9 protein-coding genes and 1 pseudogene are annotated in these 15,306 nt (G+C 71.6%); 6 read left to right on the top strand and 4 right to left on the bottom strand.

The window, feature by feature from the left end; all coding sequences use genetic code 11:
- Position 1 precedes the first annotated feature (1 nt).
- From ABZ154_RS05740 to ABZ154_RS05730, 3 genes are all read left to right on the top strand, one after another.
- Positions 2-679, top strand: coding sequence for a uracil-DNA glycosylase (locus tag ABZ154_RS05740; RefSeq protein ID WP_356829371.1), 678 nt, complete (start codon positions 2-4; stop codon positions 677-679).
- Positions 676-1,872, top strand: a complete 1,197-nt coding sequence (locus ABZ154_RS05735; RefSeq protein WP_356829369.1) for a BadF/BadG/BcrA/BcrD ATPase family protein — start codon at positions 676-678, stop codon at positions 1,870-1,872. The genes ABZ154_RS05740 and ABZ154_RS05735 overlap by 4 nt, the downstream gene beginning before the upstream one ends.
- 62 nt (positions 1,873-1,934) lie before the next feature.
- Positions 1,935-2,858 (top strand): hypothetical protein, encoded by a 924-nt coding sequence (locus ABZ154_RS05730; RefSeq protein WP_356829367.1) that lies wholly within the window; start codon positions 1,935-1,937, stop codon positions 2,856-2,858.
- Positions 2,859-2,971: 113 nt separating this feature from the next.
- On the opposite strand, the gene ABZ154_RS05725 is transcribed toward ABZ154_RS05730, so the two are convergent.
- The 4 genes from ABZ154_RS05725 to ABZ154_RS05710 form a co-directional block, all read right to left on the bottom strand.
- Complete coding sequence (locus tag ABZ154_RS05725; RefSeq protein ID WP_356829365.1) at positions 2,972-4,045, bottom strand: lactonase family protein; 1,074 nt, start codon at positions 4,043-4,045, stop codon at positions 2,972-2,974.
- A 125-nt stretch (positions 4,046-4,170) separates the two neighbouring features.
- Positions 4,171-5,679 (bottom strand): FUSC family protein, encoded by a 1,509-nt coding sequence (locus ABZ154_RS05720; protein ID WP_356829363.1) that lies wholly within the window; start codon positions 5,677-5,679, stop codon positions 4,171-4,173.
- Between the two features lie 266 nt (positions 5,680-5,945).
- The gene (locus ABZ154_RS05715; protein ID WP_356829361.1) at positions 5,946-6,305 is read right to left on the bottom strand and encodes a hypothetical protein; all 360 of its coding nucleotides are present in this window, start codon (positions 6,303-6,305) and stop codon (positions 5,946-5,948) included.
- Between the two features lie 88 nt (positions 6,306-6,393).
- Positions 6,394-12,450, bottom strand: a complete 6,057-nt coding sequence (locus ABZ154_RS05710) for a DNRLRE domain-containing protein (RefSeq protein ID WP_356829358.1) — start codon at positions 12,448-12,450, stop codon at positions 6,394-6,396.
- Between the two features lie 504 nt (positions 12,451-12,954).
- Here ABZ154_RS05710 and ABZ154_RS05705 point away from each other — a divergent pair.
- The 3 genes and pseudogenes from ABZ154_RS05705 (at position 12,955) to ABZ154_RS05695 (ending at position 15,306) form a co-directional block, all read left to right on the top strand.
- Entirely contained in the window at positions 12,955-13,440 is a 486-nt protein-coding gene (locus tag ABZ154_RS05705) for an Lrp/AsnC family transcriptional regulator (protein ID WP_356829356.1), read from the top strand.
- A gap of 83 nt (positions 13,441-13,523) precedes the next feature.
- Positions 13,524-13,793: pseudogene (locus tag ABZ154_RS05700) on the top strand (HAD-IA family hydrolase); the annotation flags it as partial.
- 340 nt (positions 13,794-14,133) lie between these two features.
- Positions 14,134-15,306 (top strand): serine/threonine-protein kinase, encoded by a 1,173-nt coding sequence (locus tag ABZ154_RS05695; RefSeq protein WP_356829421.1) that lies wholly within the window; start codon positions 14,134-14,136, stop codon positions 15,304-15,306.

The raw sequence follows: 15,306 nt of genomic DNA, 5'->3' as shown, positions 1-15,306 counted from the left end.
CGTGGCAGCACGACCGTTGAAGGAAATCATCGAGCCGGGGTGGGCCGACGCCCTCGAACCCGTGGCTGAACGCGTCGCCGCTATGGGCGACTTCCTCCGCGCGGAGATCGCGGCGGGACGTACGTACCTGCCCTCCGGGGCTCATGTACTGCGGGCGTTCCAACAGCCGTTCGAGGAGGTGCGGGTCCTCGTCGTCGGCCAGGATCCGTACCCGACCCCCGGACACGCGATCGGGCTGAGCTTCGCCGTGGCGCCCGATGTCCGGCCGCTGCCGGGCAGCCTGGAGAACATCTTCCGGGAGCTGCACGCGGACCTCGGCCTGCCGCGGCCGTCCAACGGTGACCTCACGCCGTGGACCCGGCAGGGGGTGCTGCTGCTGAACAGGGCGCTGACCACCGCGCCTCGGCGGCCCGCCGCGCACCGGGGCAAGGGCTGGGAAGAGGTGACCGAGCAGGCGATCAAGGCGCTGGTGGCCCGGGGCACGCCGCTGGTGTCGGTCCTGTGGGGGCGTGACGCCCGCAATCTCCGCCCGCAGCTGGGCGGCTTTCCCGCGATCGAGTCCTCGCACCCCTCGCCCATGTCGGCCGACCGCGGGTTCTTCGGCTCGCGCCCGTTCAGCCGCGTCAACGAACTGCTGGAGCGCCAGGGGGCGCAGCCGGTCGACTGGCGTCTGCCGTGACCCACGCCCCGGCCCCTGAGGCGTATGTCCTCGGGGTCGACTCCGGCGGGTCGGGGCTGCGGGTGGCGCTCGGCCGGGTGGGCGCGGACGGGACGCTGTTCGACGCGGACGGGACGCTGTTCACGGCCGTCTGCGCCGAGCCGGTGCGGACGGGGGCCGGAGGGATCGACGCGGCCCATCTGCTGGAACAACTGCTGCCCGCGGCGGCGGGGTTGCTGGAGCGGACCGGTGCCGGGGGCGACTTCCCCGGACAGGTCGCCGCCCTGGCGGTCGGGGCCGCCGGAATGGCCACGCTCGGCGGGCGGTTGCGGGCGGAGCTGCCCGGTGCGCTCGCGGCGGCGCTGGGCGTCCGCCGGATGGCGCTGGCCGCCGATGCGGTGACGGCGTACGCGGGAGCGGTGGGACAGCGTTCCGGGGCGGTCGTCGCGGGCGGCACGGGCATGATCGCCCTCGGTACGGACCTCACGGCGTGGCACCGGGCCGACGGCTGGGGTCATCTTCTGGGTGACAGCGGCGGCGGTGCGTGGATCGGCCGGGCGGGGCTCGACGCGGCGATGCGCGCCCATGACGGGCGGCGAGGCGGCTCCCCCGCCCTGCTGGCCCGGCTGCACGCCGTGTTCGGACCCGCCGAAGGCCTGCCGGGGCTGCTCTACCCGCGCTCCGACCGCCCGGCCGTGCTTGCCTCGTTCGCCCCCGAGGTGGCGGCGTGCGCCGGAGTGGACGAGGTCGCTGCGGGCATTCTGCGGGAGGCGGCCGGCCATATCGCCGAAGCGGCCGCGGCCGTCTGTCCGACGGCCGGCCCCCAGAGCGACGACGACTGTGAAGTAGCCCTGACCGGCGGGCTGTTCCGGATGGGCGAGCTCCTGCTCGGACCGGTGCGCGAGGAGCTGGCGCGGCTGGTCCCCCAGGCCCGCGTAACCACCGGGACGGGCGATCCGCTGACCGGCGCACTCCGGATCGCGCGCGCCCTGGCCCTGGACGATCTGCGACTGCCGCACCACCCGACGATGCTGTTCGTTCCGGCCGGGGACGGACCCTCCGGACACGTGGGAGCGGAGGTACGGAACAGGGAGCCGGAGCCCGGCGGCGTACCGACGGACGGGGCGGCGGACGGGGCGGCGGACGGGGCGGCGGACAGACCGACAGACAGGGACACTTCACCGGTACGCCACTCATCGGACATAAGCGGATAGTTAACGCTCGACCGGGCCCTCCCCGAACAGAGGAGCATCCAAAACCAGTAGCATGCGGCGCCATGAGCACCCCCACTGGGCCCGCTTCCGGCCTGCCTGTACGAATGCCGCGACCTCGCCAGTCCGGACGGCACCGCCGCCCGGAGCCCGTGGTCGCACCTGAGGGCGCTGCCGCCCTCGTTCTCGCCGTTCCCGGTACCCCCTCCTCGGCCACGCGCAGCCTGGCCGAAGAGGTGATCAGCATCGCCCGTTCCGAGTTGCCCGGCCTCAATGCGCGGATCGGGTATCTCGACGGTGACGATGCCGAGTACCCCCCTCTTGCCACCGTTCTCGCCCACTCCGCCGCCGAGCGCGTCCAGCGCTACGAGCAGGCCGTCGCCGTCGGCCGCGAGGCCGCCGAGCCCGCCGGTCCGGCCGCCGTCGTGGTCCCGCTGCTCGCGGGCCCCGACGGCGCGCTGATCCGGCGGATACGGCAGGCCGTGATGGACAGCGGCACTCAGGTGGAGCTGACCGACGTGCTCGGCCCGCACCCGCTGCTCGCCGAGGCCCTGCACGTCCGGCTCTCGGAGGCCGGCCTGGCGCGCGCCGACCGAGCCAGGCTGTTCACCGTCGCCACCGCCGCCGACGGCATCGTGCTGGTCACGGTGGGCGGCGAGGAGGCCGTGCAGGCCGCCGGAATCACCGGCATGCTGCTGGCCGCCCGGCTCGCCGTGCCCGTGATGGCCGCCGCGCTGGACGTGGAGGGTTCGGTCGCCTCGATCGCGCAGCAGCTCCAGGGCTCCGGCTCCGCGCAGCTCGCGCTGGCGCCGTACCTGGTGGGCCCGGAGGTCGACCCCGGCCTGCTGGACGCCGCCGCCAAGGAGGCGGGCTGCGCGACCGCCGAGCCGCTGGGTGCCTACCCGGCGATCGGCAAGCTCGTGCTGTCGCTGTACGCCACGGCGCTGGGCATCACGCCCGCGACCCCGCAGGGCGCCCCGGCGCACTGACCCGGGTTCACGGAAGCGGCACAGACGCACGGAAGCCGCGGCCCGGACCGGAGGGATCTTCGTCGATCCACCGGGCCGGGCCGCGGCTTTCCGGCTGCCTGGACGGGCCCGGGTCAGCCGAGGACGACGCAGGAGACCGCCGGGACCTCGACGGAGCCCGCGTGCTGCGGAACGCCCGTCCCGGCGTCCACGGCGAACCAGCTGACGTTCCCGGAGCGCTCGTTGGCGGCGTACAGCCACTGCCCGCTCGGGTCGAGGGTGAGGTCGCGGGGCCAGCGGCCGCCGCAGCCGACGGTGGCCACCAGGGCGGCCCTCTCGCCGGTCTCGTCGAGGGTCAGGACCGAGATGCTGTCGTGGCCCCGGTTGGCGGTCCACAGGAAGCGCCCGTCGTGCGCGACGACCACCTCGGACGGATAGGCCCGTACGGAGCCGTCGGCGGACTCGGTGCCGTTCTCGGGCTCGGACTCCGGCAGCACCGGGACCTCCCCCAGCGCCTCCAGACGACCCGCCTCCGCGTCCCAGCGGCACACGGTGAGGGTCGTCACCAGCTCGTTCAGGACGTAGGCGTAGCGGCCTGAAGGGTGGAAGGCCAGATGGCGCGGTCCGGTGCCCGGGCGCAGCGACGTCTCGCCGTGCGGCTCCAGGGCACCGGTGGCCGGATCCAGGACGCCGACCCGCACGGAGTCGGTGCCGAGGTCCACGCTGACCACCCAGCGGCCGGAGGGGTCGGGCAGCACCTGGTGGGCGTGCGGGCCCTCCTGTCGCTCGCTGTCGGGGCCGCTGCCCTCATGGCGGACGACCGAGGAGACCTCGCCGAGCGATCCGTCGGCGAGCACGGCCAGGGCGGTGACGCTGCCGGATCCGTAGTTGGCGGTGACCAGGTGGCCCGCGGCGAGCGCGAGGTGGGTGGGGCCGTCGGCCTCGACCGGCCGTACGGCGCCCAGGAGGGCCGGTACGTCGCCGCTGACGTCGAAGGCGGCCGCCGAGCCCGGGGCGGACTCGCCGACCGCGTAGAGGACGCCTCCGCCCGTTCCGAGCGCGACGAACGAGGGGTCCGTCACGGCGTCCGACGAGCCGAGCACCGCCAGTGCCCCGGTGTCCCGGTCCACCTCCGCGACGGTGACGCCCAGACCGCCCGCCGAGGTGAACGACCCCATGAATGCCCGTCCGGTGCTGCTGCCGCCCATCGCACTACCCCATTTCACCGTCGCTGTGATCTCCCGGCCGACGGTAGCAGGCGACCCCTGGCAGGTCTGGACCAATCCGGCGAACGGTCAGGGCCGAGGCGCGGGACGGTCGCCCGGGGTTGCGCTCAGGCGGCGATCGGGGCCCGCGGCGGGCTGTGCAGGGGCGTGGCGAGGTCGACCAGCGCCCGCTCCAGGCCGTGCAGGTGGGCAAGGGCGGGGTGGTCGAGGGCGGCGCCGGGCTGCACGTCCGCGCGCTCCGCTCCCCGCGCCTGCCGGCTCTCCTGGCGCAGGAGTTCCTCCACCGCCTCCTCGACCCGGGAGCAGGCGGCCGAGAGCCGGGCGTCGTGCGAGGCGGCCGGGTCTGCGGCGATCGAGGCCAGGCCGCGCACCTCACGTACGCAGTCGTCCAGCAGAGCGAGCACCTGGCGCGCCCGCGTCTTACGGGCCTTCAGCGGGCTCAGGGGATGCACCAGCGGCGCGAGCGAGAGCCGGACGCGGCCGAGCAGCACCTCGAGTTCGGCGACGCGGGGGGCGGGGTCGGCGCTCAGGGAGCCGGCGAGGCGCTCGGCGGCCTCGGCCGTGCAGGCGTGGACGCACCGCAGGGCCTTGCGGATCCACGCGTCGGTGATGGCGTGGGTCGTGACGGGCAGGACCACCAGCACGGCGAGCACCGCGCCGAGCGCGCCGACGGCGGTCTCGGCGACCCGCAGCCAGAGCAGAGAGGCGTCCAGGACGCCCAGGACCCCGTAGAGCACGCCGACCATGACGGTCACGAAGAACATCATCCAGCTGTACGAGACCGCCGCGGTGTAGAAGATCCCGAAGACGCACACCGCGACGATGGCGGCGGTCGGCGCCCCGGCGCCCTCGAGCGGGATGGCGACGAAGAAGCCGGCGGCGATACCGATCACGGTCCCCAGCACCCGGCGGAAGCCGCGTACCAGGGTCTCGCCGCGTGAGGTGGTGTTGACGAACACCCACCAGGTGGCGCCGACCGCCCAGTACCAGCGCTGGTCGGAGAGCACCTGCCCCAGACCCAGCGCGAAGGCGCCGCCCAGGGTGGCCTGGACCGCCTGCCGGGTGGTGACGCGGGCCAGCCCGCGGCCCTCCGGAGGGGCGGGCGCGGCCACGGCGGGCAGCCGCCGCTCGTAGCACCACAGGCCGAAGCGGACGGTAGAGGAGACACCGAGGGACAGCAGGACGGCGGCGTACAGCTCGGGCAGCTGCCCCGGCACCGTGTGCAGGAACTGGGCGGCGAAGAAGGTCATGAAGGCGAAGACGCCCAGCGCGTGGCCGCGCGGCCCCCAGCGCCGGGCGTAGACGCCCGCGCCCATGACGGCGAGGAAGACGAGATCGCGGGCGACGGGCTGGTCGTGCAGCACGGCGGCGCCGGCGAGGACCGGGAGCCCGGCGACGGGGAGCAGCGCGGTCGTGAGGGCCTGCTGCCGCACCGTGGCGTCTGTGACCGTGAAGAGGGCCAGCAGCGCCGCGAGACCGCCGGTGATGACGGCGGCGAGCGAGTGCCCGACGAGCCCGCACAGCGCGACCGCGAGCCCGATTCCGATGACGGCCCGGCTCGCGAACCGCAGCCGCACCCTCCCCGGGTCCGGTGCCACGAACACCCTCTTCAGCACACTGCTCCCCTTCCGCGTCTCCCGTGGGCTCCGCGCGCTCGGCATGAAAAAGGCGCCACGGAAGTCCGCAGCGCCATCGACAGAACCATCAGAGCATCCTGGAGGCCTGTGGATCAAACGAGGGCGAAATCCATGGGCCAATGGCCCAGCCTCCTCCCCACCCTGTGGGCCAGAGGGGGGCCACTGGACCACCCGGGAGAGTCAGCGCTGCGAGACTGCCGCGAGCACGGCCTGCGCCGCCCACTACCCCTCCCCCGGACCAGGCCCTACCCGAGGGCGCTCATGAAGAGGAAGGAGAAGACGGCGACAGGAACGGAGAGTGCCAGGACTTCGGCCGTCCGCAGCGTGCGGCCGAGAAATCTGGTGAGCGCGACCAGGGAAAGGAGCGCCCACGACATATTGAGGACGAAAAGCACTATGCGGAGGTTTTCCTCGACCACACCACCGACAATCGATCCGGCCACAGAAGCGAATACCACGAGACCCACAGGAATCCACCCCAGAGGAAGAAGCGCAAGCCCTCCGCCCCGCGCACCGCCTTTCCGCGCTTTACGATCGCGGACCTCCGCCAAGATCATCAGCGCGACACTCAGGAAGGGCAGCAGCACGTAAACGAAAGTAGGCATCTGTACGGCTCCTCACTTCATACCCGGTTCGCCGGGCGGCGGTGGGGGATGCCCCACCGCCGCCCGGCTACCAACTCAAGGCGCTTTTCTACTGCTTAGTGATCGATATCCTCCCATAGACCCACACCGTGAGTTTCACCCCGCGATTGGGGAAGGAACTGAGCACGCGCTGGATGTTGACCGCGACCCAGGTCGCGACTCCGGCAAGAATTCCCATGACCGCCGCCAGAATTCCGGCGGAGGCGGCACCGAACAGGGCAGCCGATACGCCCCAGGCGGTGGCCCCGCCGATGATGTTCCAGGAGGCCTTCCACGCCCGGACCCGGCTCAGTTTTATGGTGCACCGGCCGTGCCAGAAGGAACAGCTCCTGGAGTTCTTGTTGTACTTGGCCTGGACCTTCCTGCCATCCAGGTCGTACAGGTTGACCGGATCGGCGGGGTAGCCGTACGCGTTCGCGCCGCCGCCGTGGACGGGGTCGGTGCTGAGGAAGCGTCCGGTCCCGGGGTCGTACAGGCGGACACCCATGAGGGTGACCCGGCTGGGGGTCTCGGCGGAACGCTGCTTGGCGCCGAGCCAGCCGTAGCGGCTGGGGTCGGTGCCGGGCAGGGCACTGCCGTACTCGTCGTAGCTGTTCACGACGGGCGTGGTGGCGTCCACCAGCGGGATCCGGGTCCCGATCGCACCGTGCAGGTTGGCGAGCTGCAGAACCACGTCCCCGTCGGCGCTCGTGGTGGCGATCAGGTTGTCGGAGAGGTCCTTCAGGGCACGGGTGATGCCGCCGTCACCCTCCGAGATCCAGTCAGGGCTGTCGCCCTCCGCGCCGTAGTGGTTGGTCCTGGTGGCGGTGTTGGACCAGGTGCCGTTCTCCGCCTGGTTCTCCTCCGTCCAGGAGGCGAGGCGGCCCGTCGCGTCGAGGGTCCAGGTCGTGCGCTCGGAGTTCGCGGTGATCTGGCGGACCAGGTCGTTGGCGTAGTACGTGTTCTGGGCGCCGTCGGCCTGGGTGGTCGTGCGGCCGAAGGCGTCGTAGACAGTTCCGCCGGTGGTGAGGCGGTCGGCGCTGTCGTAGGTGTAGCCCGTCTCGACGACGGAGGGCTCCCCACCACTCACGTCGTCCACCGTCGTGGTCAGCTTGGTGCGGTTGCTGTTGCCGTCGAAGGTGTAGGCGCGGTGGGTGGTGACACCGATCTGGGTGTCATCGGTCCTGGTGAGGCGCCCGTCGGCGTCGTAGGTGTACTCCTGGTAGGCGCCACCCCCGGTGTAGGTGGTGCGGTTGGCGACCTGGTCGTGGACGGTCAGACCGGCCTCCTCGCCCTGGATCGTCCAGCCGGACTCCCAGTGCCAGTAGCGGGAGGTCTCGGTGCCGGTGGGGTCGAGGTTGAACTCCACGTCGATGTTCCACGGCAGGGTCTGCTTGTAGAGCCGGCCGTCGGAGTCGTAGAAGCCGGTGACCTCACCGGTGCTGCCCATGACCGAGTCGTGGATCCGGGTCGGCAGTCCGGCCACGTTGTCGTAGCCGTAGGTGGTGGTGGACGGCGCGGAGTCGGTGACACGGGTCTTGCGGTTGCGGTTGTCGTACTCGGTACGGGTCACGTTGCCGGAACCGTCGTTGTAGGAGATCACCCGGCCGAGCGCGTCGCTGGTGCGGCGGACGGTGGCGGTCGGGTTGCCGACGGTGGCCGCGGCGCCGTTGACGGGATCGTAGGTGACCGTGCGCGGCGGTACCGCTGCTCCGGTGCCGCCGGTCACCTTGACCGAAGTCAGACGTCCCGCGGCGTCGTAGGTGCTCTCGGTAGTACGGGTGGTGCCGTTGGCGGTCTCGGTGACGGTGGTGGGATTGCCCCACCGGTCGTACTGGGTGGTGGAGACCGGCAGTTGGTCGGGCTGGCTGCCGCCTCCCGTGATCTTGGCTGCCGGGCCGGTGGTGCAGGCGAGGTCGGCCCACTCGGGGCGTCCCTGGCAGGTCCCGGTGCCGGTGGCGGACCAGTAGGTGGTCACGCGGGCCCCGGCGTCCGAACCGTTGGACTTGGGCAGCGTCGTCTTGATCACGCGGCCCTGGGCGTCGTGGCTGGTGCTGTGGACCAGGTTGAGGCCCGCGGGGTCGGTGACCGTGCCGGTCTGCAGCCCCTTGACCCAGTCGTAGCGGTTCGCGGTGGTGCGCACGTCCCCGTCGGCCGGGTAGCCGTCGACGAAGGCGCCGACGCGGGTGCTGGTGATCTGGTCACTGACGACGGCGGTGCCGTCGGTGGGCCGGTTCTCGTCGTAGCGGTTGACGGTGTGGGTACGGGCGGCGACCTGCGTGCCCGCGGGCACATCGGGGCTGTCCGCGTCTCCGCCGAGCTGCTTCGTCAGGGTGACGAGGTGCAGGGGGCCGTACTCCTCCAGGAACCGCTGGCCGTCGTCGGAGTAGACGGAGACCGTACCGAGCAGACGGGCGCGCTCAGCGGGCGAGTCGGCGAGGATGCCCAGTTCGGTCAGGGTGTTGACCTGGTAGTCCTCGGTGCCGAGGGCCAGTTCGAGGTTCGTGGCGTTGATGGCGAAGACGGTGTTGCCGAAACGGTCGTGCTGGTTGACCGTCAGGTGACGGCCGGGCAGGCCCGTGTTGACCGTGCGGCCGGAGGCGTTGGTGTAGGTGACGGTCGCCGTGTCGTAGTCGTCGACGGTCAGGCCGCCCCCCGCGTGGGAGCCGGGCACCCGGTCGGCCGGGAAGACTGCGGTGGCGTCGGTGGGCGCGTCGGCCTGTCCCCACTGCGAGGTGTGGGTTCCGGAGAGCTGGTGGGGAGCACGGCTACCGGTCAGCGGTACGTCGTAGACGATGGAGGTCTTGGCCTGGTCTCCGTCCTGCTCGTCCTTGCTGCCCGCCTTCAGCGTCGGGCGGGAGACCGCCAGCAGCATGCCTTCGCCCGCGGTGGCCCCCGACCCGGCCTTGCCGTAGGTGAAGGTCCAGGGCAGCTCGCCGGGCGGGGTGAGGGTGATCACGCGCCCCGCGGAGTCGTAGGTGTAGGCCGTCTTCAGCGCCGGGCTGATGCGGGGGTCCCACTGCTGGCGCAGCCGGCCCTGGCTGTCGTATGCGTACTGCGAGACGACGGTCGCCGTGGCGTTGGAAGCGCCCGCGTCGGTGCTCCACAGCCTGATGCGGGTGGCCTGCCCGGCGATGTCGCCGAGGGTGGAGCCGGTCGCGGTGGTGGCGGTGGCGTACTGGTACTCCATGACGCGGCAGCCCTTGGTGGACGGCGCGGTGGAGCAGGTCGCCGCCGTGACCGCCGAGGTCGGGGCGATGACGTACTTGGGACGGGCCAGGACCTTGCCGTCGACGGTGACCTTCTCGGAGATCACGGTCGTGGTGGTCTGGTCGGTCGGCAGGGAGGTCTTGGATACCTGCCAGGTGGTGGCCGCCGTATCGATCTTGGCGAAGAGCGTCGTGGCGCCCTCGGTGTCCTTCAGGGTGAAGGTGCCGGTGAGGCTGCCGGTGAGGGTCAGGTCCTCGGCGCCCGCCTCCGGCTTCCACCCGCCGCCTGTGGCGGTGAAGCCCGTTTCCTCGCCGGCGATGTCGACCAGGGCGACGGAGGTGGTGGAGGTCCTGCGGACGGAGGACCAGACGCTGTCGGAGAGCTCGGCTAGCGTGCCGGAGGTCCACTGCGGTCCGAAGACCGCGACCTGGCCCTCCTGGACGGCGCCGTTCGTGGGACGGCGGGAGGAGAAGGTCCGGCTGGAGGTCATGTCGAACGCGGACGCGTCACTGCCTGAGAGGCTGAAGTCGCCGGTCAGCAGATTGACGTTGCCCGGCCCCACCTTTTCCAGCGGCGCCGCGCCGGCGTTGCGGTCCACGGTCACCGTGCTGGCCGGCGAGGTGTCGCTGGTCGTGCCGTCGGTGAAGACCACCCGGATGTCCACCGGGCCGTCCTCGGCGAGCGAGCTGGTGATGTTCCAGATCAGCGCCTCGGCGACACCGCCGCTGACCTGTGCGGGCCAGGCGGTCAGGGCCGAGTCGTCGGCCTTGCGCCGTACATCGGCGACCGGCACGTTCTTCCAGGTGTCGGTCTCACCGCGCCGGTACTGGTACCGCGCACCGGTGTCACCGGTCTTGCCCTGGCCGGTCAGCTCGACCCGCCGGGCCGTGCGCTCGCCGTTGCCCGGCGTGAGCACCGCCGCACCGGATCCGGCGAAGAAGGTGTGGTTCGTCTGGGCGGAGACGTTTCCGGCGGCGTCCTTGGTCCGCGCCGACACCGTGTGCTTGCCCGCCCGGAAGGTGATCGCCCGGGTGACGGCCGTGCCCGCGGTGGGCGCCGACTGCCATGCACCGGAGTCCAGCTTCCACTGGACCTCCTTCACGTCGCTGCTGGGCGGGGTGAAGGCGAAGTTTCCGGTGAAGTCCCCGTTGGCGTCCGGCGTACCGGACCAGGCCGCAGCGGGGAAGGCGGAGGAGGAGATCGCGGTGGTGCCCGGAGCGGTGGTGTCCACGGTCAGGGCGCGGAACGCCGACCAGGCGCTCTTGCCGGTGCCGTCTCCCGCCCGGGCCCGCCACCTGTAGCCGCCGGGGGTCAGTGCGGTCGGCGTCCACGTCGACTGCGCGCCGGAGGCGACGGCCGCGCCGGAGCCCGACCGTACGGCGGCGGTGCCGCTCGTCGTCCATACCTCGTAGTCGAGGGTGACCTGGTTGCCGTCACCGTCCAGCGCCTTCGCCGACAGCGACGGAGTCGTGACGTTGGTGGCGCCCTTGTCGGCGGGGGCCACCAGGGTCGGCACCGAGGGCAGCGTGTTGTACGTCACCGACAGATACGGCGTACCGCTCGCCGCGTTGCCCGAGTTGAACCGCTTCCAGCCGTACGGGTCACCCTCGTCCGACGCCCGTATCCCCAGGTGGTTCGAGGTGGCCCCGTTGCCGGCCCACGCTCCCACCAGGGAGGTGACGTCCGCGTTCACCCAGCCGTCGTTGCACGCGCTGGAGAAGCCCTTGGTCTGGGTGCTCGTCGCGTACTTCGTCGTCCAGGACGGCTGCGAGGTCCACCGGGTGCTCGCCGTCGCCTGGCCCGTCGACCAGACCTCCCAAGCCTTGGGGGTGCAGGACCACGAATGGGTGGCGAACAGGTTCAGCTTCGCCGAGGTGATCTGCTTCCCCGTGATGTTCTTCATCGGGAACGACAGGAACGACCTGGCTATCTGGTTCGATCCGTTGTTGCCGAGCTTCAGCTCGGTGGCCGCCGACTGATCGGTGGTGTAGCCCTGCTGGACGAACGCGTCGAAGCTCGGGCCGATGTTGATCGCCGGGTCGATGGTGACCGGGAATTGCGTCGTGCTGTCGGCCAGGAATTCCGCGTCGGGTGACAGCGTCAGCGTCACCTTGTCGCCGTCCTGTGCCACTTCGACCTTCACCGGGGCGGTACGCACGTGCTCGCCGGACCGTTTGTCGGTCCGGGCGTCCCACATCATCGGCGCAGGCAGCACACCCGCCTGCTTGCCCTTGGCGTCGGTGAACGTCACCGACCCGTCCTTGCCCGCCTTAGCCGTCAGCCCCTTCGCCGTCAGGCTGTAGGCGACCGACCCGTTGGCGCCGATGGCAGAACGGTCCTTCAGCTCCAGGAACTGCTCGTACCCCGTACGGGTCGACTCGACCAGCAGGTCCGTTGCGGGCAACGCGTCCCGGTAGCGCAGGACATTGCTCTCCTCGCCCTCGATGGCCGGTTCGGGCAGAGCTCCGTACCAACCCAGCTCCATGCGGTTGCCGGACCTGTCATCGAGGGAGATCAGCGGTACGGCCTCCGCCGAAGCCTTCCGGCCTGCCGCCTTCAGCCCCTTCGGCGCCTTGCTCCGCCCCGCCAGGGCCAGCCCCTGCGGGTGCCCCTTCGCCCGGACCGACCCGTCGGACTCCCGCCTCAGCGAGACGTTGACGTCCTGCCACTTGCCCCACGTGTCACGGAAACGGACCGGCCCGGCGTACGCCCGCGTGGTCAGCGTCCCGTTCCGGTTCACCCAGGTCGTGGACGTTTCCGTGCGGGCGTCCAGCACCTCGATGCGCCGTTCCTGAATCCGGGCCTTCAGACGGGCCTCGGCCTCCGAACCCGCCGAAGCCGCACCCAGCTCCTTCTTCTGCACGGCGCCCGTCGGCGACTCCTGCCCGAAGGCGAAGACCTGGCCGGAACCGGCCACCAGAGCCGCCTGGCATGCCAGGGTGAGCCCCAGAACCACGGCTACCGGACGCCGCCGTCCCACCGATGGCGGCGGGGAAAAAGGCCGTACAGACAGGGCGGTGCTGTTCCACCAGCGCCTGCGTAGAGATTTCGACACATCAACTCCTCATGAGCGGCAAGGACCTTCACCTTGCCACCGCAGGAGCTTTACACAGTGCACACAGAACGTCACGAGCTTATACGGCCACATCCATGGACCGGGATAGGGGCGTTCACCATCATTTAGTCGAATTGACCGACCGAGCACCGGCATACGCCCCCACCAGGATCGACACGTTTGGGTCAGATTGCCGACGTTGGGTCCAGCCGGAGTGCGTAATCAACTCTTCACCAGGAGTTCGGCGACGTCGGCCGGGGAAATGAATCGGGTCCTCAGCCCCCACTTCCTTCGCATGGGGGACACGTGCTGGGCCATCGGTACAGTCGGGACGCATCGGACGGACCAGAAGGAGGCTGACGGACCATGGCCGTGGACGCTCTCGACACCCGGATCCTGCGGCTGCTGATCGAGCAGCCGCGTACCAGCGTGCGGGAGTACGCGCGCATCCTCGGGGTGGCCCGCGGCACTCTGCAGGCCCGGCTCGACCGGCTGGAGCGGGACGGGGTCATCACCGGTACGGGGCCGGCCATCTCCCCCGCCGCCCTCGGCCATCCCGTCCTCGCCTTCGTCCACCTGGAGGTCACCCAGGGGCACCTGGTCGAGGTCGGTGACGCGCTGGCGGCCGTTCCCGAGATCATCGAGGCGTTCTCGACCACCGGTGGCGGGGATCTGCTGACCCGGGTCGTGGCCCGGGACAACGGTCACCTGGAGGACGTGATCCAGCGGCTGATCCAGCTGCCGGGTGTGGTCCGGACCCGGACGGACGTGGCGCTGCGCGAGCGGGTGGCGCACCGGGTGCTGCCACTGGTCGAATCCGTGGGGCGGGCGGCGGGCGGCCAGGCCGGCTGAGGCGGGCCACCCGGGCGCCCCGGCCGGGACCGGGTCCGTTGCGGCATGCTGGAGGCCATGATCCCGCGATCCGGCCTCCATGTGTGTCCGCCGAGGAGGTCGCGCACGGGAAGCCGGAACCCGACGTGTTCCTGGAGACGGCCCGGCGGATGCGGGCGGAGCCGGCGCGGTGCGTGGTGCTGGAGGACGCGCCGCCGGGGGCCGCGGCGGCCCGTGCGGCGGGGATGCGGTGCATCGCGATCCCCTATGTGCCCGCGACGGCCGCCGACCCGGCGTTCAAGGCCGCGGATCTGCTGTTCGCGGGCGGGCAGTCGGCTTTCTCGGCAGAGGCCGCGTACGGCTGGCTGCGGGGGCAGTCGGCTTTCTCGGCAGAGGCCGCGTACGGCTGGCTGCGGGGGCAGTCGGCTTTCTCGGCAGAGGCCGCGTACGGCTGGCTGCGGGGCGAGGCGGGGCCCCGCACCGGATCCTGACGTGCCGGGCCGTCAGCCGCACCTCGGCGGAGGGCCTTCGGGGCATCGGCGGCTCCGCGGACCGATATCCTGATCATGTCGTTCACTCCGCCGTGCAGGGTCCCTCAGGGGACAGGCCGCCGCGCGATGGACCGGCAGTCGGAGCGGGCCACGATTCGAGTTAGGTGAACAGGTGCTGGTAGCTGGTCGGTACCGGTTGATATCCCCCATCGGCCGTGGCGGCATGGGCGAGGTCTGGCGCGCCGCGGACGAGGTGCTGGGCCGTGCCGTGGCCGTGAAGCTGCTGCTGGGGGACCAGGCGGACGCCTCGTCGACCGCCCGGTTCCGGCTGGAGGCCCAGACGGCCGCCCGGCTGAGCCACCCGCACCTGGTGGCCGTCTTCGACTTCGGGGCCTGGGAGGACCGCTTCTTCCTGGTGATGGAGCTGGTCGAGGGGCAGAGTCTCGGTGATCTGCTGGCCTCCCAGGAGCGAGTCCGTCCCGAGCAGGTCGCGCGGATCGCGGAACAAGCGGCGGCCGGACTCGCCGCCGCGCACCGCCAGGGCATCGTCCACCGGGACATCAAGCCGGGCAACCTCATGCTGGACGCGGACGGTTCGGTGAAGATCGGCGACTTCGGCATCGCCCAGTTCGTCGACGACCCGTCGACGGCGCTGACGACGGCCGGTCACATCGTGGGCACCAGCCTCTATCTGGCGCCCGAGCGGGCTCTGGGACGTACGGCGGACTCCGCGTCCGACATGTACTCACTGGGCTGCGTCGTCTACCAACTGCTCCTCGGACAGCCGCCGTTCAAGTCCGACACCGCTACCGCCACGCTGTACCAGCATGTCGACACCCCGCCGGTCCCGCTGCGGCAGCGCGGTGTGGACATCTCGGCCGCCTTCGACTCGTATCTCCTCGGCCTGCTGGCCAAGAAGCCCGAGGAGCGGCCCACCGCGCAGCAGGTATCCGACTGGTTCCGCACCGACGCCTGGCGCGGCCGCCCGGAGCCGCTCCCGATGCCGAAGCCCGCGTCGCGCCGGGCCGCCCCCTCCCACGCCCCTTCTCCGTCGGCCCCGGCCGCCCCCGTGGGCCCTTCCACGTACCGGCTGCCGCAGCCCACGGGGCGGAGACGCTCCACCACGTCCCGTCCGGCACCGGCCCGGCGCCGCAGTACGCGGGAGGCGATCCGGCGGCGTCCGAGGGTGGCGAGCGCCATCGCGGGGACGGCGACGTTCCTGGCGGCCGTCTATCTGGGCATGATCCTGTTCTCGCCGGACTCCAGCTCGGCCGACACCCCCGCCCCCGGTCCCTCATCCGGCCCGGCCTCACAGGAGGTCCAGGACGGCGGACAGCAGCCGGTACAGCAGGGGCAGCAGCGGGAAGAGGAGGAGGGGGACGAGCAGGACGACTGA

It is taken from the genome of Streptomyces sp. NPDC006261, from assembly GCF_040613515.1.
GTDB lineage: Bacteria > Actinomycetota > Actinomycetes > Streptomycetales > Streptomycetaceae > Streptomyces.
Note: the sequence above shows the minus strand (reverse complement) of the source record. Positions and strands in the feature narration are given on the sequence as shown.

Excerpts from the sequence above, each read along its gene's own strand:
- ABZ154_RS05730 (WP_356829367.1), top strand. The coding sequence starts at position 1,935 with ATGAGCACCCCCACTGGGCCCGCTTCCGGCCTGCCTGTACGAATGCCG.
- ABZ154_RS05725 (WP_356829365.1), bottom strand. The coding sequence starts at position 4,045 with ATGGGCGGCAGCAGCACCGGACGGGCATTCATGGGGTCGTTCACCTCG.
- ABZ154_RS05715 (WP_356829361.1), bottom strand. The coding sequence starts at position 6,305 with ATGCCTACTTTCGTTTACGTGCTGCTGCCCTTCCTGAGTGTCGCGCTG.
- ABZ154_RS05705 (WP_356829356.1), top strand. The coding sequence starts at position 12,955 with ATGGCCGTGGACGCTCTCGACACCCGGATCCTGCGGCTGCTGATCGAG.
- ABZ154_RS05695 (WP_356829421.1), top strand. The coding sequence starts at position 14,134 with ATGGGCGAGGTCTGGCGCGCCGCGGACGAGGTGCTGGGCCGTGCCGTG.